Below are 18,698 nucleotides of genomic sequence, written 5' to 3' on the forward strand. Positions count from 1 at the left end.
ACAGAATGTCGACACTCCTTATTTTCCCGCCGTCAGCGGGCATGCAGACGTTTCGTCCACACTGGGTTGACCTCAGGTCAACCCTCCTCATCTTGTTTGTCTCTACCATGACCACCCAGCTTCTCGGCACCTCCATCATCGGTTTTTCCCGCGGCAGCGGCAGCGACGTCTGCGGCCAAGCCATCCATCCCGCCAGCGGCGGAAAGCTGGAGCCTGCGTATCTCGCGGCGACGGCCGATGAAGTGAACCGTGCCGTGGAGCTCGCCGGGCTGGCGTTTCCCGCCTACTCGACGCTGCCCGGGGCGCAGCGCGGGGCCTTCCTGCGTGCGATCGCGGAGGAGATCGAAAAGATCGCCGAAGACATCGCCGTGCGCGGGCCGCAGGAGACCGGCCTGCCGGAGGCCCGGCTGCGTGGCGAGACGGCCCGCACCACCGGCCAGCTCCGGATGTTCGCGGCGCTGGTGGAAGAAGGCTCGTGGGTCGATGCCCGCATCGAGCACGCCCAGCCCGAACGACAGCCGGTGCCGAAGCCTGACCTCCGCTCGATGCACCGCGCGCTCGGTCCCGTGGCGGTCTTCTGTGCCAGCAATTTCCCGCTCGCCTTCTCGGTGGCCGGTGGCGACACCGCCGCTGCCCTCGCTGCCGGTTGCCCGGCGGTGGTGATCGCTCATCAATCGCATCCCGGTGTGGCAGAGCTGGTCGGTAGTGCCGTGATGCGAGCCGCCCTCGCGACGAACATGCCCGAGGGTGTGTTCTCGCTGCTCTACGGCGGAGGTCGCACCGTGGGAATCAGCGTGGTGCAGCATCCCGTTATCCAAGCGGTCGGCTTCACCGGTTCGCGTAGTGGAGGCACCTCCCTCATGGCTGCCGCGGCCAATCGCGAGCAACCGATTCCCGTGTATGCGGAAATGAGCTCGGTCAATCCGGTGGTCATTCTGCCGGGCGCGCTTGAGCGTAGTGAAGTGGCACTCGCCGAGGCTTTCTTCGGGTCGCTCACGCTCGGCGTCGGCCAGTTTTGCACGAATCCGGGGCTGGTCTTCTTGCCAGAGGGCAAGGGGTTCGGCTTCATCGAACGTCTCCGCGAACTGGTCACCGCGGCCACGCCGGGCACGATGCTTAGCCCTGCGATCTGCCAGGCCTACGCCGACACCGTCGAAGCGATCTCGTCAACCGAGGGCGTCCAGACGATTGCCCGTGCGACCGCCGGTGACGGTCAGGGTGCGGCAGCGGTCTTCAGCGTTTCGCTGCGCCGCTTCCTGGAGGCGGATGTCTTGCGAAGCGAAATGTTCGGCCCGGGGACCTTGATCGTCCGCGGTTCGCTGGAGGAAATCGAGGCAGCCATTCCGGAGCTGGAGGGCCAGCTTACGGCCACCGTCCACGGCACGAGCGAGGAACTCGCCGCAAATGCCTCGCTGGTGGCGGCCTTGGAATCGCGGGCCGGTCGCCTGATCTTCAACAGCTTTCCCACCGGTGTGGAAGTGTGCCACAGCATGGTCCACGGCGGTCCCTTCCCGGCGACCTCCGATGGGCGTAGTACTTCGGTGGGCACCATGGCCATCCACCGCTTCACACGGGCTGTCGCGTGGCAAGGATTTCCCGATGCCTGCCTGCCTGCCGAGCTGCAGGAGGTGAACCCGCGGGGGATCCGTCGCCTTGTCGACGGGCAGTTTGTTTGACGGGTAAGACGCCGGTAGCCGGGGATGCTCACCCACATGGGGGAGGTGATTTCACGCGCGCGGTATTGCCAGCTCAGGATGAGCAGGCACCATCGTGTCCACGATGAAAGCACTCGTCCTTGCCGTTCTCGCCCTGCTCCCGTCGCTCCGCGCCGCCGAGCATCCCTGGGTTTCGTTGTTCAATGGCAAGGATCTCGATGGCTGGACGCCGAAGGTTTCCGGCCATGCGCTTGGCGCAAACCCGCACGATACCTTTCGCGTCGAGGATGGCATCCTCAAGGTGAGCTATGACAAGTACGGCAAGTTCGACAACCAGTATGGCCACCTGTACTCGAACCTCGCCTACTCACGCTACATCCTGCGGATGGAATACCGCTTCGAGGGCAAGATGATGGCCGACGCTCCGGGCTACGTGAACCTCAACAGTGGCGTGATGATCCATTCCCAGCCGCCGCAGAGCATGGGGCTCAAGCAGAGCTTCCCGGTCAGCATGGAGTTCCAATTCCTGGCCGACGAGGGCAAGGGCAAGCGCCCGACCGGCAACGTTTGCACGCCCGGCACCCACCTCGAACTCGAGGGCAAGAAGGTGGTGCAGCACATCGTCGAGTCCACTTCGCCGACCTTCCCCGCGGACGAGTGGGTGAAGATCGAGGTCGAGGTCCACGGCAACGACGAGGTCATCCACCGCGTGAATGGCAAGGAAGTGCTGCGCTACCAGAAGCCGCAGCTCGACCCCGCCTGCCGGATTTCGCCCGCCGAGCCGCTCTTGAAGGCGGGTGCTCCGATGATGCTTTCCTATGGCCACCTCGCGCTTCAGGCGGAGGGGCAGGGCGTGTGGTTCCGGAATATTGAGCTGAAGTCGCTGGAGGAGTGATGGTGGAGTTGGGTGGGCCGGGAGCGCCGGTCTTCGGACCGGCCGAATGGGCTCCAAGAGCAGACAGATATCAAAGTGCCTCCGGGTATAGGTGGCGGAGATTGAGCGCGCAGCGAAGGACCATTCGAGCCGGTCTGAAGACCGGCGCTCCCAGCAGACCACCATCTTCCATTCGCCATCGCCATCCATCCCCTTACTTCGACTTGTCTTGCAGCCACTTCAGGCTCGCGGCCTTGCAGGGCTCGCAGAAGATGCCGGTTTCGCGGTCCACGGTCTCGATGCTGGCCTCGGCGTCTTGCATCACGCAGGTGGCCTGCGGGCAATGCGGCAGGCCGGTGACGTGGCCGATCTCGTGGATGGCTACTTTCCGCAAGCGGTCGCGGAGCTTCGCTTCATCCGCGCCGCGGGCACCGAGGCGGAAGGTGGAGACGATGCACGAGCGCCCGTCCAATTCGCCTAGACCGAAGATGCCCCAGTCCACGTGCTCGTCCTTGGTGGTGGAGATGTCCTTTTCGGTGATGCCGATCACCACCGGATGCTTTGCGGGCACGATCTCCTTCAAGTGCTCCAACAGGTCATCCGCGCGGTAGCGGCTGCGCGGGGCATACCAGGCTGACTTGGGAAGGGGACGGTTCTCTAACAGAGCCACCTTCACCCCGAAGGCCTCTTCCAGCCCGCGCTTCACGACGGCGATCCGCTCCGCCTTCACGGGACCCAGCGGTTGCAGGGCGATCATCGCGGGCTTCTCCTCCTCGGCGACAGCCAGCTTGGCGAAAGCGAGAAGCAGCAGCAGCGCCCGGCGGAGGATCATCATGAGCCCACCATGCCCTCTCCACTGCTCACCGCAAGTCCCCGCCTAGTCTCGCCCGATGCCGATTGCTGGCGAGCCCGGGACTGAAATCGTATCCGGATCGGCGTCCGGGGCCTTGGGCAGCTTGGCCTTGGGCGCACCCGTTTTAAGGATCTTCACCGGCGTGCCGACCTTGGCCACCTCATAGAGCTTCGGCACGAAGTCCCTGGGAAGACGGATGCAACCGTGCGACGCCGCATCGCCGGGGCGGGGGATTTCGCCCGCATGCATGCCGACGCCGGACCATGTCAGCCGCATCCAGTGATGCATGGGCGCGGGATGATAGGTGTGCCCCTCCGGGATTGGCGTCGTCGGTTGGGCGTCGCCATTGCTGACATTGCCCGCAGGATCGGTGATCCAGCCGTAGAGATTGGAGAGCTTCACTTCCATCATCTCGCTCACCTTGTAGTTTCCCGGTGAGGTCGAGTGTCCTTCCTTGCCGGTCGAGACGAAGGACCAGCCGATGGTCCGGCTGCCGCGCTGGTAGGTGGCGATCTGCGAGGAAAGGTCGATTTCCACCGAGATCTCACCGGGGCCCTTGTCGTCGTCCCACTCATACATCACATGCGTCGCCTTCGGTGGCGGGGCGCTGTGGAAGAGGGAACAGGAGGGGAGGCAGAGGAGGGCGAGCAAAAGGACGAGGTGTCGCATGGCGGATGAACGCTGGCGGGAGATCATCCGATGTCTTGCGGCGGGGCGAGACTTTTCAGCCGGCGGCGCTGCACCGTGCGATGGGCGGGTTTCCCACTGGTTTGTGCGCCACGCCGAGCTCACCCGCGTGAAAGCATCATGAAAAAGAGGCTGAACAGCAACGAGATGCCCAAATACCACGCGCAGATCTTGATGGTCACCTTTCGGCTGGTTCCACAGACCTTGTCCACCAGGAGATACAGGGCCGCAATGTCGATGATTGCCGTGAACGGACCCAAAATGCCGCCTAGCAGGAGGCCGGAAAGAAAGCTCACGATCAGCATCCCGATCACGACGATCCAGGTCTCATTGAGGCTGTGCGACGAGTTTTCCGAGCGAGTGAACAGGGTGATGAGAAACCACAATATTCCAACCTGAAGGAAGGTGCCGATTACATTCATTCCCGGCGAAGGTCTTAACTCTCCGAGCCGCGAAGGGGAATCTCCTATTTTGGCGTTGAAAAGCGGCACGGGTTTCCCACTTGGCAAAGATCCGTGCCGTCGATCAACTCCCGGCACCATGGATGGACCTGCGGTGGAGATCGAATACCTGCGGAAGCGCTACGGGGGCTTTGAGGCCCTCGGCGGCGTGTCGCTGGAAGTGCCGCGGGGCAGCGTCTTCGGACTGCTCGGCCCGAATGGCGCGGGCAAGAGCACGCTGGTGAAGTCGCTGCTCACCATCGTCCGCCCCAGCGAGTGCCGCGGGCGCATGCTCGGCGAGCCGATCGGCCATCGCAAGACCCTCCGCCGCATCGGCTACCTGCCGGAGCACGCACGCTTTCCCGAATACCTCACCGGCCGCGAGGTCATCGGCTACTCCGCCGGACTCGCCGGGGTGCCGAAGAGCACGACCCGGGAGCGCACCACTCGATTGTTAGAACGAGTTGGCATGGCGGAGTGGGGCGACAAGAAGCTCGGCACCTACTCGAAGGGCATGCGCCAGCGCGTCGGCCTCGCCCAGGCCCTGGTCAATGAGCCCGACATCGTCTTCCTCGACGAGCCGACCGATGGCGTCGATCCCGAAGGCCGCATCGAGATCCGCAAGATGATCGAAGGCATGCGCGACGAAGGCCGCACGGTTTTCGTCAATAGCCACCTGCTCGCCGAGGTCGAGCAAGTTGCCGACCAGGTCGCGATCCTGTCCAAGGGCCGTGTGATCGAGACCGGCACCGTGGCACAACTGACCCGCCGCGGCCGACGCTATGAAGTCCGCACGGTCGGTCCCGTGCCGCCCCAGATCCGCGAGGGGCTCGAACGCGAAGGCTTCGAGGTGAAGGGCGACCTGATCGCCATCCAGTCGGATGACGCCGTGCCGGTGCAGCCGATCATCGATCTGCTGCGCGGGGCGGGGGTGGCGATCCGCGAAATCCGCGAGGCGAAGTTCTCGCTGGAAGATATCTTCTTGCAGGCCGTCCAGGCTGGAAAGGGGGCGGCATGAGAGCGGCACTTGCGATTCTGTGGGATTCGTTCCGATTGCTGCGCGCCCGCCGGCTCTTCTGGGTGGCGCTCGGAATCTCGATGCTGGTGGCGCTGCTCTACGCCTCGATCGGATTCAATGACAAGGGCATGTCGGTGGGCTTCGGCTGGAAGCAGATCGACAACGAGATACTGAAGGCAGGCAAGCCCGAGGCGGCGGCCTTTTACACGATGCTCTTCACCGACATCATCGCGCGCTTCTGGCTGGCGTGGTTCGCGGTCGCCCTCGCGCTGCTTTCCACGGCGAATATCTTCCCCGAGTTCCTCGCGGAGGGATCGATCGGCCTCTCGGTGTCGAAGCCGGTCGGACGCATCCGCTTGTTCCTGCTGAAGTACCTCGGCGGGCTGTTGTTCGTGGCGATGCAGGTGGGGCTGTTCACCCTGATCGTGTTCCTCTCGCTCGGCCTGCGGCTCGGCGAGTGGAATTTCACGCTCTTCTGGGCGGTGCCGGTGGTCACCTTTGTCTTCAGTCTGGTCTATGTCGTGGCGGTGTGGATCGGCGTGTGGTCGAAGTCCACGCTCGCCGCATTGCTTGCCGCGGGCGTGGTATGGGGCATCAGCCTGCTCGGGCAGTGGACGGAGAGCTTCCTTTACAAAAGCGCTTACCTGATTCCCGAGGTCGGGATGAAGGTGGACTACCAGACCGGCGAGGTCACCTCCGGCGAGAAAGTCGAAGCAAGTCCGGGCATGATTACCGCCCACCGGACGGCCAAGTCCTTCGCCTCCTTCCTGCCGAAGACGCGCGACTGCACGCTCTATCTCAAGCGCCTGATCCGCTTCCCCGAGCGCGACTCGCTGCTCTCCGGCGTGACCTTCGACATGCTGCTCACCGGCCAGATGCCGGACCCGACGATGACGGGTGCGATGCGCCGCATGGAAGACCGCCACTCCGCCTGGTACGTCTTCGGCACCTCGGCGGCCTTCGAGCTCGTCTTCCTCAGCCTCGCGGGGTGGATCTTCGTGAGGAGGGACTATTGAGAGGAGAAGTTCCAAGTGAGGAAGTTCCAAGTGCCAAGAAAAGCCATGGAACGCATCTGAAGGCTCCGCCTCTCATTCACCTCCGCACCGGTGGTCGGAGAACCGGACGGCGCGCAGCCCTGCTGCCGCCCGATGCCAGCAGCCCTGCGGCGAGGAAGCATCGGGGTGCATTTGTCGTCGCCACAGGGCATGAACGGATGGGGAGCAACGAAATGAGCGAAGCGGACGGAGTTTGAAGGAGCCCGGGACCCATCGATAGGGCTCGGTGGGGCGAGGCTTGAGGAGAAGAATCCCATGTGATCGACTCGCCGTGAAGCGCGACGGCTTCATTCAGCTTCGCTAATGTCCGACAACCCCTATCAAACCCCCGCGGTGAGCGAGGTGGCGGCTCCGCTGCCGTCCGACATCCGGGAGATCCGCGAGCGGCACATCAAGCACGAGGCCTCGCTGAAGGCGGTGGGCTTTCTCAGCATCCTGGGTGGGGTCATGCTTCTGGGGGCATTCGCCTTCCTCGGGCTGGAAGTCGTCGCGGCTCGCTCGCTGGGGACATCGCCCGCCACGAACCTGCTGTTTTCGGTGGGGCTTGGCACTCTCCAGGTGATCTCGGGCATCGGTCTGCGGCGGCTGCAGGGATGGGCGCGGATTCCTGCGGCGATCGTGGCGGCCGTGGCGATGGTCTCCATCCCAGTCGGCACCCTCGTCGGCGTCTACATCCTCTACCTGCTCTTCACCCCGAAGGGCTCCATGGTGCTGTCGGCGGAATACCGCGACATCGTGATCCTGACACCGGACATCCGCTACCGCACGTCCCGCTGGTTCTGGTATCTGCTTCTCGCGGTAGTGCTGATCTTCGCGGGCGTGGTTGCCTACGCCTTCTTCTTCGTGCGGCCGCGCTGAACCGGCTGCCAATTCGTCGACGGTCACTCGGCCAGCTTCTCCAGCACCCGGCCCGCGGCGATCATGCCGAAGACGGCGGTGACCTGGGTGGCGGTGCCATAGCCCGCATCGCAGCGCAGGCCGCCGGGCAGGTCCTCCGGCCGCTCATGGCTCACGCCGCCGTCGCAGGTGGGGAAGAGCGGTGGCTCCTCGGAATAGACAGCCTCGATGTGGAACTTGCGGATCTTTTCGCCGGCCTTGGCTTTCGGGAAGCCATGCTCATCGCGCAGACGCTTGCGCACGGCCATCATCAGCGAATCATCGCGAGTGCGGGCGAGGTCGGCCACGCGGATCAGCGAGGGATCGCGGCGGCCGCCGGCGCCCCCGCAGGCGATGACCGGCACTTGGCGCTCGCGGCACTTGGCGAGCAGCACGCACTTCGCGCGCACCGCATCGATCGCATCGATCACCGCGTCGAAGCCGGCGTCGAGGAAGTCATCCACATTTCGGTCGGAAAGAAACTCCTGCCGCTCGGTCACCTGGATCTCCGGCTGGATTGCCCGCAGCCGCTGCGCCATCACGCCGACCTTCGGCTTTCCGTAGGTGCCGTCCAGCGCGTGGATCTGGCGGTTGGTATTGGTCACGCACAGGTCATCGGCATCGATCAAGGTGAGCTTGCCGATGCCCGACCGCGCGAGGCACTCCGCGGCCCAGCAGCCGACGCCGCCGATGCCGACCACCGCCACATGGGCGCGGCGGAATTTCTCCAAGCCGGCCAGCCCGTAGAGCCGGCCGATGCCGGAGAAGCGGTCGAGATACGCGTCGCTCACCACCGCGTCCTAGCCGCAGGGAATCGAGCGTGCAAATGCCGAGTGCGGGAGGGGACGACAATGCGGCGCACGGCCACGGTTTGATCATGGCCGTGGATGGAGTTCACCGCGGAGGCGCAGAGGTCGCGGAGGGACGCAGAGCGAAGAGAAGGCGGTAATCACACAAATTGTGGGGACTGAATCAAAATCCCGTGAATAGACCGCGCGGTCCGCAAGTCCCACCCGCGATGAACTCCCTGCGTTCGATTGTCGGGGCTGCCGTGCTGGTAGCCGGAGTGTGCTGGGCGGGTGAACCGACCCATGACCTGTCCAAGCAAGCCGCCCTCAAGCTGATCAATCTTTTGATCGAGGACTACCAGGAGCGGATCGAGGTAGTGCTCATCACCGAGGGCTCGAAGGTCACCGGCGGGCTGGAGGAAAAGCACGTCCGCCGCGTGATGGCGATCCACCCGGTGGCGGAAGACGGCAAGCGGGTCCGCCGCGTCCGCACCTACGACTTCCACTGGAATGACGAATACGGCTGGCACTGCTGGGAGAAACGCGAGGAGCGCGGCGTGGACGTGATCTATATCTTCAGTGAGGAGCGCGGCGAGGTGGTGATAAAGTAGCGGCTCTCCATCAGAGTGGGGGAACTTTGGAAAGGATTGCCGGCAGGGCGGAAATCCATTAGTGCAAATTAATGCAAAATTGGCTCCCGGGCCATCGTTCTCTCCGGGAAATCCAGCGCCCGATGAAAAGCCCTCTGCTCCTGCTTGCCCTGCTCGCCTTGCCCCTGCCCGCCCGCGCGGGGGATGCCAAGAAGCCTACGCTCCCGGGCTTCAAGTATGAGGAGCTCCATTCCGGCAACGGGATGACGGCGCTCGATTTCGACAGCGAGGGCCGGATGTTCGTCTGCGAGAAGTGGGGCCGCGTGCTGGTCTTCCCGCCGAAGGGCAAGGGGGAGTTCGGCAAGCCCGAGGTCTTCGCCGACTTCCGCGACCAGGTGAATCCGGAAGGCGAGAGCGGCCTGCTCGGCATCGCCCTCGACCCCGGCTTCGCGAAGAACCGCTACCTCTACGTCTTCTACACCGCCGCGGCGGAGCAACGGCTCGTCCGGCTCACTGCGGACAAGGATTTCAAGGCCGCGGTGTCCGGTCAGGAGCTGGTGCTGTTAGACGGGCTGCCGCGGCTGTTCACGAATCACAAGGCGGGCGACATCCACTTCCACCCGGCCGACCCGAAGGCGATCTACCTGGTGCTTGGCGACGATGCCAAGCGCGAGCTCGCCCCCGACCTGGGTTACTACAATGGCAAGCTGCTGCGCCTGGACAGCTCGACCGGCAAGGGCTTACGCGACAACCCCTTTTACGATGGCGATGTGAACTCGATCCGCTCGCGGGTTTGGGCGAAGGGTTTCCGCAATCCCTTCCGCTTCGCCTTCGTCCCCGGCCGCCCGCCCGAGGCGGTCTATGTCTCAGAGAATGGCGATGGCACCGACCGCATCGCCCGTGTCGAGCGCGGTGCCGATGCCGGCTGGGGCAAGCACGGCGACAAGGGCCTGATCAAGCCGGAGGACTCGCACACCAGCGTCCTCTTCACCAGTAGGCCCTGCCTCACCTCCATAGCCGTCGCGCCGAAAGGTCCCTTCGCGCCGGATGGCCCGGTGCTCTATGCGCAGAACTGGTTCACGAAGGACCTGATGCGCTGGAAGCTCGCCGGCAAGGACCTCGCCGCGATGGCCGCCATCCCGGCCGATGAAGCGCGCCCCTTCCTTGCCGACCACGCCACGGTCCATACCGCCTTCGGCCCGGATGGCGCGCTCTACTTCACGCAGTCCTACTACTCCGAGTCCAAGGGCAACAACCACAAGCTCAGCCGCGTGGTGCCGGATTCCTCGGCATCTCGTAAGTGACCGGGCTGCGTCAGGAGCTGAATCGCTTCGAGAAGTGCTTCCCGAAGCGGGCTTCCCGCGGGTAAGGTGGGCGCTCACATGAGGCTCCATCTTTCCTACTTGCTGGTCCTGTTGTGCCTTGGCAGCGCCTGCAAGAAGCTGCCCGGGATCGCCAGCGAGCAGGATGTCCGCAGCTTCTTTTCCGAGCTGGGATCGAAGGACGAGGAAGTGATCCTCCTTGAATCAAGGGACCTCTACTCCCGCTCGGACGGCTCTTCCCGGTCGATGTTCATCGGGAGGATGCACAAGCTCCTCCGCTCGAATCCCAAGCTCAGGGAGGAGCTGGAGAAGTCGAACCACGACACAGATCGAGAGATGCATAAGGACATCCAAGCGATGGGGAGCGGCCTCGAGGCGGAGTGGGAGTAGGCGTCTATTCGGCCGCTTCTTTCCGGGGTGCGCGGAATGGCCAGAAGCCATCGACCGAGGCTTCCGGGTGCGGGTTCGAGGTTTCGATTGGCCACGTGGTCATTCCATCTTCGCGGTAGAGCAAGAGATCGCCGCCATCACCCCGAAGGAGCATCGGAGGCCAGCTTGAGTGATAGCCCTTGAGTTGGAGCGTGACTTTTCCTCCCGGTCCCACGGCGTAGGTGCCCTCGAAAGTTTGGAGATCGAATCCTTGGTCCTCCAGCTCGACCTTCGAGTCCTTGCGGAAATGCAGGATGGAGTCGGAGTCTCCACCCTGGCGCTTCCCATTCCAGGACTGGAACGCGACCACTTCCTTCTCTCCAATCCTCCTCGCGAGGGCTTGGGCAGGTGCGTCCCCTGCGGTAATGGGAGCGCGCTCGCTGCAGCAGAGCGTGCCAAGGCATGCAGCCAGTAGTAGCGGGAAACCCTTCATTTCTGACGGCTTAATGAGTCAGTGACTTGTAGTAAAGAAACCCGCCCTCATACTTGAGAAATTCCCAGGTGTGCTTCTCCTGCCGGACGTAGGTGGCCGCGAGATCCCGCGATGGGTTCCAGCGTTCCTTGCCTTTCACGGGCTTGAGATCCGGGCCGGTCTCTGGCCCCCAGCTCAACCAAACCTTGTCGTCGGTGTAGGGGCGCTTCTCCGTGTGCAGGGTCGCTCCCACCTTGGCCACGATCTCCTTGAACTGCTTCTCCGTGACCTTGAGCTTCAGGCAATACGCCGCGTCAGGGAGGAACCCATCTGCATACTGCGAGCGGTAGCAGACTTCCGCCTCCTTTGGTAACCACGCTTGGGCGAAGACGCTGCTGCTCATCGCGGCAAGCATCAGGCTCAGGTACAGCGCTCGGTGTTTCATGTTCATCTCTGTGATGGTGGTCGCAGGCTAGACGATCTCTAACTTGATCGTTTCGCCATCCTTCAGGTCTTTCGTCTGCTGCGCAAGATCACCGGTGAAGCCGAGATACTCGTAGAGGCAGCGTCGGCGGATATTGCCGGCAGCATAATCACCTCCCAGCAAGGCGGGGATCACCAGGCCAAAGCATTCCCCGACCTCCGGTTCGCCGTAGAGCGCGAGCAACTCGGATACCAGTCCCCACATCTGCCAATCCGCCTTGGACTCTGGATCGGCGAACACCGATTCCAACTCGGAAGGTGTGCGGGCAACAATCGCGGCGGACAGTTCTTCCGGGCAAATCCGCCAGTAGCTCTGTTGGCTGTCAGCCAGGAAAACATTTCCCATCGTGCTCACGGCCATCACCGTGCGGATCTCGGGGAGAATCCATCCCCACTCCTGGCTGAGCGCCTCGATCACCTTTGGCTCGTCGAATTGCATTTTAGCCGGAGAACGTTTCGAAGGGTAGGGATCGGTGGGGCAAGGCGTCGAGCCAAAGCGTTGCGCAGGCGGGGTTTCATCCGGGAGTTTTGTATTCCACGGTGATGCGTTCCGCGGGCCGGTTCACGACCGTCCATCGCACCCCGCAAGGCGTACCCGGATCGGGGCTGTCGGCTGATGGCCAGTCGAAGTCAGCGGTAGCGGTGGTGGCAGTCAGGGATTCCACCGCGAATCGTGGCTCTAACAGTAACTTAAGTTCCTCGTCCCGGGCCTTGTCCGCCGGCAGTGCCGGATGCGTGTCCTGTGAAGTCTCTCCGGCAAGATACGCTCGCTCCCAACGCAGCCAGATCTCCCAGTCCTCCAAAGCCAGCGCCAAGGTCTGCTCGTCGATGGGAATCAACTCGAAGATTCCGGGCTGCGAGCGATCGATATCCGTCCAGAGCGAGCGATACAAATGAGGACGGCCAAGGAAGTCGGCGATGCCCTCCCGCGGGCCATCGTAGAAACTCGGCATGGTGTAGACTCGATCGGTTGACTCGTTCATGGGCGCTTGGCGGCTCGGATCCTCTCCGGGGCTAGCCTGAATCTAGCCTGCCCACCGTGACGATGCGGCCATGGCATTTCAAGACGGAACCCGTGCTGCCAGCAGACGTGGATACGGATACCTCACAAGCCCGGGCAAGGCTGGATGCCGGCGAGTTCGGACTTCAGGGCCTCCTTGGCAAGCTGCTGGTCGTGGTGAGCTTGAAGGTTCAGCCAGACCTCGGCCGGCCACCGGAAGTAGCGTTCCAGGCGCAGCGCCGTATCGACCGTGATCGCCCGCTTGCCCTTCACAATCTCATTGATCCGTCGCGGGGGCACGCCGATGTCCTTGGCAACCCGGTATTCAGAGATCCCGAGCGGGATGAGGAAATCCTCGCGTAGGACTTCGCCAGGGTGAGTGGGCGGCAAGGGTTTCATGGCTGTTCCTTGGTAGCAGTGATGGGCCGGGTCGAAAGGTTTCCATCTGAATCAATTGCTAGAACGAGTGATTTGCTAACAACCCGATCGCTCACAGCCGGAGTGGTGACCGAAAGGGTTCCGTCGCCGAGATCCCGGATTCTCAGCGCCTTGCCCTCCCACTTGTAGTCGAGCTGGGCAGGGGTGGCATTGTACTCGCCCATTCCTCTGTCTGGCAGTTCGACTTCGACTCCATTGAACTTGAAGTGCCAATGGGCCGCAGTCCGTTTGTGACACCCGGCTAGTAGTGGAACCAGCAATAGGAACGTTCGGAAGAACCTCGTCATTTTCCTGATGCGATGTTGGGAGCGAAGGGGCGATGTCGCTGCTCGTCTTCGATCGAGGCAACGGCCATGGCTGCGAAGAAGCACAGGAAATGAAGCGCTCCGAAGCCTATGAAGCCGATGGGCTGCTGGCGCATGGCGAGCCTGACCGCGATCAAGCCGGCCAAGGACCCTGCGAAAACCAGAGTCATATGGAGCGCCTCCATGCCGGTCGCAAGCCCGAAGCCGAAAACGGTAAGACCGAGACCCGCGCCGAGGGTGGCTGTCATCCCGGGATCCCGTCCGCGGAACAGGCGATCCGCCGCCCACACGTAGATCCCTCCGAAGACGGTGGCAAACATGGGCAACACGAGGCAGGCCGTGAAGATCTGCGCGACCCGCTGCCCCGTGTCGGTCCGGATCAGGCGGCTCATGAGCATGAAAGCCCCCACGATGCCCGTCGCCACGGCTCCCACCACCAACGATAGCGGGATCGCCGAGTAAGCCTTGAAGATCGTGGCAGATATCCCGAACGACCACGCGCTGACCATCGGGACAGCCACCAGCAGGACGAGTGACATCGCGAGATATGGGGCTGGTGCTGCGGTGGCGGAGGTCTTCATGGCATGCCGCACGTGCAATCTGCGCCATCATCTCTACCTGGGAAGCCGGGCATTCTCAAGACAGATCGGAGGTTCGGGGTGAACGGGGAGGGCGAAGGGAATCGCTTGGCAGCACGCCACTTCCGCATTCAAGTAAGGCATGAATGTCCTCTTCCTGCGTCTCGTAGTCGTCTGTGCGCTGTGCTGGCTGGCATTACCTGCAACTGCCGGGGTGATTGAAAAAGGGCAGCCGATCGAGGAGGTGGAGAAGGCGATGACGAAGGCCGGTTATGAGGCCACTCAACTCGCCGTGATGCCGGTGGCGGGTGAAGATTTCCGCTTCTGGTCGGTCGATGAGGTCGATAACGGGGTCATGATCGTCCACTTCGACTCCCGCACCCGGAAAGTGACAAAGATGGTTTACTGGCTGACGGATGGGCGTCCCAAGTCCACACGCAAGGTGTTCGAGCTTCCGGTGGCGTCCTTCGATCCCGAGTCCGGATTGATGACATTGCGGACGAGGAAGCCGAAGGGAGAAGCGCCTGCGAAGAAGGGGTGATGCGGGGAGCTACCTGGCAGCTGGGATGAACCCTGCCTCGGGCATTTAACTGGAGGGGTTCTGGTCGATCTTCTGGACTTATATTTAAAAATAAATAATATAAATCATTGACCATTGATGATTATTTATCATTCATGAAAGCATGCCTAAAAGAAATGTTTGGGAAAAGCGCCTTCTCCTGGCGCTACTCCCGCTCGCATCAGTCCCGATGCGAGCCGATGCGGCCACGATCTCGCTGGGTTCCGCCCACAGCTTCGCGGCGCTTGCCAGTGCTACCGTGACCAACGCGGGAGCTTCCGTCGTGACCGGCCAGGTCGGCGTCGCACCCGGCACCTCCATCACTGGCTTCCAGTTCGCCACGCAAATCGGCGGCACCCTGCATTCCAATGACGCCCTCTCGATCGAGGCCATAGTGGATGCGCAGGACGCCTACGATGAGATGGGCCTGATCGCCACCGCGACCGATCTCACGGGGCAGGACCTGGGCAATAGAACCCTGACTCCCGGCGTCTACCGATTCTCGTCTTCCGCCCAACTCACCGGCACCCTGACCCTGGATGGCCTAGGCCAGGCATCCCCGGAGTTCATCTTCCTCGTCGGCTCCTCGCTGACCACCGCCAGTGGGTCCTCGATTCTGCCAACGAACGGGGCGGACGCCCTGCTCGGCGTGTTCTTCCGGATGGAAGAGTCGGCGACGCTGGGCACCGGCACCACCTTCGCGGGGAATATCATTGCCGGAGATAGCGTCACGCTCACCACCGGGGCCAGTGTGCTCGGTAGCGTGATTGCGCTCGGTGGCGCGGTGACCCTTGGCACGAATATCGTGACCATTCCCGAGTCCTCTTCCAGCGCGCTCATCGCCGTGGCAATGGCGGCATTCCTCGGTCGCCGCCGTCGCCGCGTGGCGTAGGGATTTCACGCCAGACGCGGCGGCCCGCTTTGAGGAAATGCTTCGAGGCGGGGATTGATCGCCGGTCTTGCGAGGCGGAATGATTTCCGCGCTCCCAGTGGTCGCCCGCAGGCGGTCCCCATTGGTGGATTGGAGTTTCCCCTTCGAGGCTCCGGGTGCTAGGCGTGCCCAAATGTTCGGAAAGCAACCTCCACTCCCACCCGGGCCGCGATTGAAGGAGCTCTACGAGAAGTTCGCGGATGAGATTGATGGCCCGGCTTCGCTGCAGTATGCGGTGGTCGATGGGTATCACAGCCTGCGATCACAGGCGACCCGCGACGGGTGGATGAATTGGAGCGACGCGTACGAGGAGATGGTGGATGTCCTGAAGGCCTACCTTCCCGATAGTGCGGGACGCGAGGCGGAGCGGATCCGGAAGGATCTCGATGCGATCCGCGAGGCAGGGCAGACGGGAGCGGACGAAGGCCGCTTCGGCTATGAGGAGCTGGACCGGCTCGCGCTGGATGTCATCGCGTGGTGCGAGCGGAACGAGGAGCTGATCTTGCTTCCGGACGGCGTGGATTCGTGGGGCGAGACGCTGGGAAATGCCAATGGATGACAGGGGCGGGGGATGCTGCCCTTGGACTATTCCCCGGGAGCCTGGCGATGCGTTGTTAGAGCGCCGGGATTCGCGGAGTAGCCGTAGATCGTGATCGTTTCTGAATCGCGCGCGAACGGGATCTGCAGGCGACCCAGGAGCGCGAGGAACTGCTCTTCGATATCCTCGATGGCAGGGGCGACTAGGTTCCCACGATGAATGAGTCTCCGCGGCCTGACGCAAATCCATTCGATCTCCGAGCTCAGATCGGTGCCTGCGGGCCAGTCGCCACCATACCTCACGTCCTGATCGAAGGTCTGGGGATAGGCATCGCTTGAAAGCACATCCTTCCTCTGAAAGGCCGGGGCAAACGGCAGTTCGCGGGCGACGGCATCCCGTAGTTCACGCCACTTGGTGGCGTTCATGACGGAGGTGAGGCCCCGTTCCTCAAGCGCTTGGAGAACGGCGGGTCGCATCTGACGAGCTGCGGGTGAATATCTTCCTGACCCGGCCGGGGCTTCTTGCGGAAGAAGCCCGCACCGGGGTCAAGTCACTGCGCCGACCCGTATGCTTCCAGCTCGGTGAGGAAGCCGTGGTTCTCGCTGAATTGGTCCTGCTTCTCGTGGTGGTCGGGGAAGGTGGCGCGGACGAAGCGGACGGGGCGCTTGTCGAAGCGGAGCTCGGTGCCGGAGCGGGTCTTGCCGGCGAACTCATGCTTGCCGACTTCCTGGAATTCCTTGCCGTCGGGGCTGACAGAAATGACGACCGTCTTGGTGGCGCCGTAGTCGGGCACGCCGAAGCGCACGGCCTGGATGTCGCGGCTGCGGCCGAGGTCGAGCGTGACGTGTTTCGGGAAGGCCGGGGCATCGCCGGTGGCGAAGCAGGAGCCGGCGGCACCTTGCCAGTTGCCGTCGGTCAGGCCGGCATTCCAGCCGTTTTTGTTAGGGTCGCTGGAGGTGAAGGATTTTTGGAAGGCGACGTTGCGGCCGAGCACCGGGTCATCTGGCCAGTGGGTGTGGAAGGAGGCGGCAGGCAGGCCTTCCTTGTTCATCAGGTTCGGCTCGGCCTTTTGATACCAGCCGTAGCGGGCCATCACCGGCTGCGCGATCTTGTCGGACTTCAGCACGATCTCATTGCCGGCGATCTCGGCGGTGGCGGGTTGGAAGTTCCAATCCGGCCCGGCGACTTCGAAGTGGCTCGGTGGCTTGCCATCGCGGGTGGCGAGGCCGCCACCGGTGTGCTGGAAGCGGATGCGGACGGCGTCACCCTCCGCCTTGAAGCCTTCGTAAAGCGGGCCGGATTTCACCACGCCCGCCTTGCCATAGGTATCGGCCATGGCCCACAGCGCGAGGCGGCGGCCGACCTCGGACTTGTTGCGCGGGTGGATGTCGGCGGGATTGCCGATGTCCATGATGACGGCCATGCCGGTGCGCGGGATCTTGAGGGCATCGCGCTGGGCGGCCCAGATCGCCTGCAGCGCGCCTTCGCGTTGGTCGCCGTAGTTGTTAGGCGCGAGCTGGACGTAGAGGAAGGGGGCTTCCGGGGCGGCGAATTGCTTCCGCCAGCCTTGGATGAGGGCCTGCATTTTCAGGGTGTAGAGCATGCCCTCGCCGACATTCGACTCGCCCTGATACCAGAGGAAGCCGCGCAGGCCGTAAGGGACCAGCGGATGAATCATTGCCTGATAGGTGCCGATCGCCTGACCGTGGCCGACCGGCAGCACGGGGGGGGCGGATGGCTGGCCGGGCAGCGGCTGGTGGGCCTGGAGCGCGCGCTCGGCGGCATCCACCCAGCCGCGGGTGGAGGCGAGGTGGCGGCGCATGAGCTCATCATACTTCGGGGAGCCGGGGGTGCGGGCGTCGCGGAATTCGCGCATCTCGCGCAGGTCCTCGATGCCCTCGAATCCCTCGTCCGCCAGCCATGGTTCGATGCGTGAGCCACCCCACGACGAGTGGATCATGCCGACGGGGATGCCGAGTTCCTCGGTCAGCTTGCGGCCGAAGAAATAGGCGACCGCGGAGAAGGGCATGGCCGTCTCCGGCGTGGCTGGTTTCCAACTGCCCTCGAAATCATCGAGGCGATAGGGCGAGAGCTTCTTCGGCACCGTGATCAAGCGGAGCAGGGGAACCGGGCCTGTCTTCGCGGCGTCCTGGTCCTCCTGGCGGGAGGCACCGATGCTCCACTCCATGTTCGATTGGCCGGAAGCCAGCCAGACCTCGCCGACCAGCACGTCCTTCAATTCCACCTTGTGGCCGCCTTCTTCGGCGGCTTCGAGAACGCGGCCCTCGGCGGAGGCGGGCATCGCATCCAGATCGACGCGCCACTTGCCATCGCCTGCGGCTTGCACCGACTTCTCCTGGCCGGCGAATTTCACGATGACCTTCTTGCCCGGCTCGGCACGGCCCCAGACGGGCACGGCGCGGTCGCGCTGCAACACGGCTCCATCGGTGAAAATCCGGGGCAGCCGCACCTCGGCGGCAGCAGGCAGTGCGGCAAGGGCGAGGGCCAGGGACAAGATTCGACTCGCAGAAGGCATGCGAGCGATTACGCGGGGCAGAGCGGGATTCTACCAGTGCGGATTGGTTTGAGCCGGGCGGAAGGCAAAGTTTTCCCAATCAATCGAATGTGGAGTGAAGAATTGTTTTATAGCACAATAAGTGACGAATTCGGAACTCATGTATTGACCTTGTGACTTTGGACCGCTCTTTAGTGATTGATACACGAAGAGCTTCCATTTTGCGCGTTTGTGGTGCCGAAGGTGAGCTTACCCGCTGTTAGTGAGCCGCCCATGGCGAAACCGTCCGTCCCATCATCCACCTGACGGTCGCTTGCGACGACTCGTGATTTGTCCCGTCTCGAAAACCCAG

At 63.2% G+C, this 18,698-nt stretch carries 24 protein-coding genes; 11 read left to right on the forward strand and 13 right to left on the reverse strand.

What is annotated here, in order from left to right; translation table 11 throughout:
* The first annotated feature begins 107 nt into the window (after positions 1 to 107).
* On the forward strand, positions 108 to 1,676 hold the full coding sequence (locus tag OKA05_RS00560) for an aldehyde dehydrogenase (NADP(+)) (protein WP_264485132.1): 1,569 nt from the start codon (positions 108 to 110) through the stop codon (positions 1,674 to 1,676).
* 103 nt (positions 1,677 to 1,779) lie between these two features.
* Positions 1,780 to 2,550, forward strand: coding sequence for a 3-keto-disaccharide hydrolase (locus OKA05_RS00565; RefSeq protein ID WP_264485133.1), 771 nt, complete (start codon positions 1,780 to 1,782; stop codon positions 2,548 to 2,550).
* Between the two features lie 193 nt (positions 2,551 to 2,743).
* Here OKA05_RS00565 and OKA05_RS00570 read toward each other — a convergent pair whose 3' ends face one another.
* From OKA05_RS00570 to OKA05_RS00580, 3 genes are all read right to left on the reverse strand, one after another.
* A complete protein-coding gene (locus tag OKA05_RS00570) occupies positions 2,744 to 3,364 on the reverse strand; it encodes a matrixin family metalloprotease (protein WP_264485134.1) in 621 nt (206 codons plus the stop codon).
* 42 nt (positions 3,365 to 3,406) lie between these two features.
* Entirely contained in the window at positions 3,407 to 4,051 is a 645-nt protein-coding gene (locus OKA05_RS00575; protein WP_264485135.1) for a L,D-transpeptidase, read from the reverse strand.
* Between the two features lie 119 nt (positions 4,052 to 4,170).
* A complete protein-coding gene (locus OKA05_RS00580) occupies positions 4,171 to 4,560 on the reverse strand; it encodes a hypothetical protein (RefSeq protein WP_264485136.1) in 390 nt (129 codons plus the stop codon).
* Positions 4,561 to 4,609: 49 nt separating this feature from the next.
* On the opposite strand from OKA05_RS00580, the gene OKA05_RS00585 reads away from it, so the two are divergent.
* The 3 genes from OKA05_RS00585 to OKA05_RS00595 all read left to right on the forward strand — a co-directional run bounded on the left by OKA05_RS00585 (position 4,610) and on the right by OKA05_RS00595 (position 7,440).
* Positions 4,610 to 5,527 (forward strand): ABC transporter ATP-binding protein, encoded by a 918-nt coding sequence (locus OKA05_RS00585; protein ID WP_264485137.1) that lies wholly within the window; start codon positions 4,610 to 4,612, stop codon positions 5,525 to 5,527.
* Positions 5,524 to 6,543 (forward strand): ABC transporter permease, encoded by a 1,020-nt coding sequence (locus OKA05_RS00590; protein ID WP_264485138.1) that lies wholly within the window; start codon positions 5,524 to 5,526, stop codon positions 6,541 to 6,543. Before OKA05_RS00585 ends, OKA05_RS00590 begins: the two co-directional genes overlap by 4 nt.
* A gap of 342 nt (positions 6,544 to 6,885) precedes the next feature.
* Positions 6,886 to 7,440, forward strand: a complete 555-nt coding sequence (locus OKA05_RS00595) for a hypothetical protein (protein ID WP_264485139.1) — start codon at positions 6,886 to 6,888, stop codon at positions 7,438 to 7,440.
* 23 nt (positions 7,441 to 7,463) lie between these two features.
* Here the strand turns inward: OKA05_RS00595 and OKA05_RS00600 are convergent, their stop codons facing one another.
* Positions 7,464 to 8,249, reverse strand: coding sequence for a tRNA threonylcarbamoyladenosine dehydratase (locus OKA05_RS00600; RefSeq protein ID WP_264485140.1), 786 nt, complete (start codon positions 8,247 to 8,249; stop codon positions 7,464 to 7,466).
* A gap of 227 nt (positions 8,250 to 8,476) precedes the next feature.
* Between OKA05_RS00600 and OKA05_RS00605 the strand changes: the two genes are divergently transcribed.
* The 3 genes from OKA05_RS00605 to OKA05_RS00615 all read left to right on the forward strand — a co-directional run bounded on the left by OKA05_RS00605 (position 8,477) and on the right by OKA05_RS00615 (position 10,548).
* Positions 8,477 to 8,857 carry a hypothetical protein gene (locus OKA05_RS00605; protein ID WP_264485141.1) on the forward strand — a complete coding sequence of 127 codons (381 nt, stop codon included), beginning with the start codon at positions 8,477 to 8,479 and terminating at the stop codon, positions 8,855 to 8,857.
* Between the two features lie 122 nt (positions 8,858 to 8,979).
* Positions 8,980 to 10,140: a PQQ-dependent sugar dehydrogenase gene (locus tag OKA05_RS00610; RefSeq protein ID WP_264485142.1), complete on the forward strand. Its 1,161-nt coding sequence runs from the start codon at positions 8,980 to 8,982 to the stop codon at positions 10,138 to 10,140.
* Positions 10,141 to 10,218: 78 nt separating this feature from the next.
* Positions 10,219 to 10,548 carry a hypothetical protein gene (locus OKA05_RS00615; protein WP_264485143.1) on the forward strand — a complete coding sequence of 110 codons (330 nt, stop codon included), beginning with the start codon at positions 10,219 to 10,221 and terminating at the stop codon, positions 10,546 to 10,548.
* Between the two features lie 4 nt (positions 10,549 to 10,552).
* Here the strand turns inward: OKA05_RS00615 and OKA05_RS00620 are convergent, their stop codons facing one another.
* From OKA05_RS00620 to OKA05_RS00650, 7 genes are all read right to left on the reverse strand, one after another.
* Positions 10,553 to 11,020 carry a hypothetical protein gene (locus tag OKA05_RS00620; protein ID WP_264485144.1) on the reverse strand — a complete coding sequence of 156 codons (468 nt, stop codon included), beginning with the start codon at positions 11,018 to 11,020 and terminating at the stop codon, positions 10,553 to 10,555.
* A 10-nt stretch (positions 11,021 to 11,030) separates the two neighbouring features.
* The gene (locus OKA05_RS00625; RefSeq protein WP_264485145.1) at positions 11,031 to 11,444 is read right to left on the reverse strand and encodes a hypothetical protein; all 414 of its coding nucleotides are present in this window, start codon (positions 11,442 to 11,444) and stop codon (positions 11,031 to 11,033) included.
* Positions 11,445 to 11,471: 27 nt separating this feature from the next.
* On the reverse strand, positions 11,472 to 11,921 hold the full coding sequence (locus OKA05_RS00630; RefSeq protein ID WP_264485146.1) for a T6SS immunity protein Tdi1 domain-containing protein: 450 nt from the start codon (positions 11,919 to 11,921) through the stop codon (positions 11,472 to 11,474).
* Between the two features lie 76 nt (positions 11,922 to 11,997).
* Positions 11,998 to 12,465, reverse strand: a complete 468-nt coding sequence (locus tag OKA05_RS00635; protein WP_264485147.1) for a hypothetical protein — start codon at positions 12,463 to 12,465, stop codon at positions 11,998 to 12,000.
* 122 nt (positions 12,466 to 12,587) lie between these two features.
* A complete protein-coding gene (locus OKA05_RS00640; protein WP_264485148.1) occupies positions 12,588 to 12,881 on the reverse strand; it encodes a HigA family addiction module antitoxin in 294 nt (97 codons plus the stop codon).
* The gene (locus OKA05_RS00645; protein WP_264485149.1) at positions 12,878 to 13,084 is read right to left on the reverse strand and encodes a hypothetical protein; all 207 of its coding nucleotides are present in this window, start codon (positions 13,082 to 13,084) and stop codon (positions 12,878 to 12,880) included. Before OKA05_RS00645 ends, OKA05_RS00640 begins: the two co-directional genes overlap by 4 nt.
* A gap of 119 nt (positions 13,085 to 13,203) precedes the next feature.
* Positions 13,204 to 13,806 (reverse strand): hypothetical protein, encoded by a 603-nt coding sequence (locus OKA05_RS00650; RefSeq protein ID WP_264485150.1) that lies wholly within the window; start codon positions 13,804 to 13,806, stop codon positions 13,204 to 13,206.
* 139 nt (positions 13,807 to 13,945) lie between these two features.
* On the opposite strand from OKA05_RS00650, the gene OKA05_RS00655 reads away from it, so the two are divergent.
* The 3 genes from OKA05_RS00655 (at position 13,946) to OKA05_RS00665 (ending at position 15,852) form a co-directional block, all read left to right on the forward strand.
* Positions 13,946 to 14,344, forward strand: coding sequence for a hypothetical protein (locus tag OKA05_RS00655; RefSeq protein ID WP_264485151.1), 399 nt, complete (start codon positions 13,946 to 13,948; stop codon positions 14,342 to 14,344).
* Between the two features lie 208 nt (positions 14,345 to 14,552).
* Positions 14,553 to 15,254 (forward strand): ice-binding family protein, encoded by a 702-nt coding sequence (locus OKA05_RS00660; RefSeq protein WP_264485152.1) that lies wholly within the window; start codon positions 14,553 to 14,555, stop codon positions 15,252 to 15,254.
* Positions 15,255 to 15,465: 211 nt separating this feature from the next.
* Positions 15,466 to 15,852 carry a hypothetical protein gene (locus OKA05_RS00665; protein WP_264485153.1) on the forward strand — a complete coding sequence of 129 codons (387 nt, stop codon included), beginning with the start codon at positions 15,466 to 15,468 and terminating at the stop codon, positions 15,850 to 15,852.
* 26 nt (positions 15,853 to 15,878) lie between these two features.
* On the opposite strand, the gene OKA05_RS00670 is transcribed toward OKA05_RS00665, so the two are convergent.
* Together OKA05_RS00670 and OKA05_RS00675 are read right to left on the reverse strand one after the other, a co-directional pair.
* On the reverse strand, positions 15,879 to 16,307 hold the full coding sequence (locus OKA05_RS00670; protein ID WP_319800633.1) for a DUF6678 family protein: 429 nt from the start codon (positions 16,305 to 16,307) through the stop codon (positions 15,879 to 15,881).
* A 74-nt stretch (positions 16,308 to 16,381) separates the two neighbouring features.
* Positions 16,382 to 18,346 carry a sialate O-acetylesterase gene (locus OKA05_RS00675; RefSeq protein WP_264485155.1) on the reverse strand — a complete coding sequence of 655 codons (1,965 nt, stop codon included), beginning with the start codon at positions 18,344 to 18,346 and terminating at the stop codon, positions 16,382 to 16,384.
* Positions 18,347 to 18,698 lie beyond the last annotated feature (352 nt).

Source organism: Luteolibacter arcticus, from assembly GCF_025950235.1.
In the GTDB taxonomy this organism is placed as follows: domain Bacteria; phylum Verrucomicrobiota; class Verrucomicrobiia; order Verrucomicrobiales; family Akkermansiaceae; genus Haloferula; species Haloferula arctica.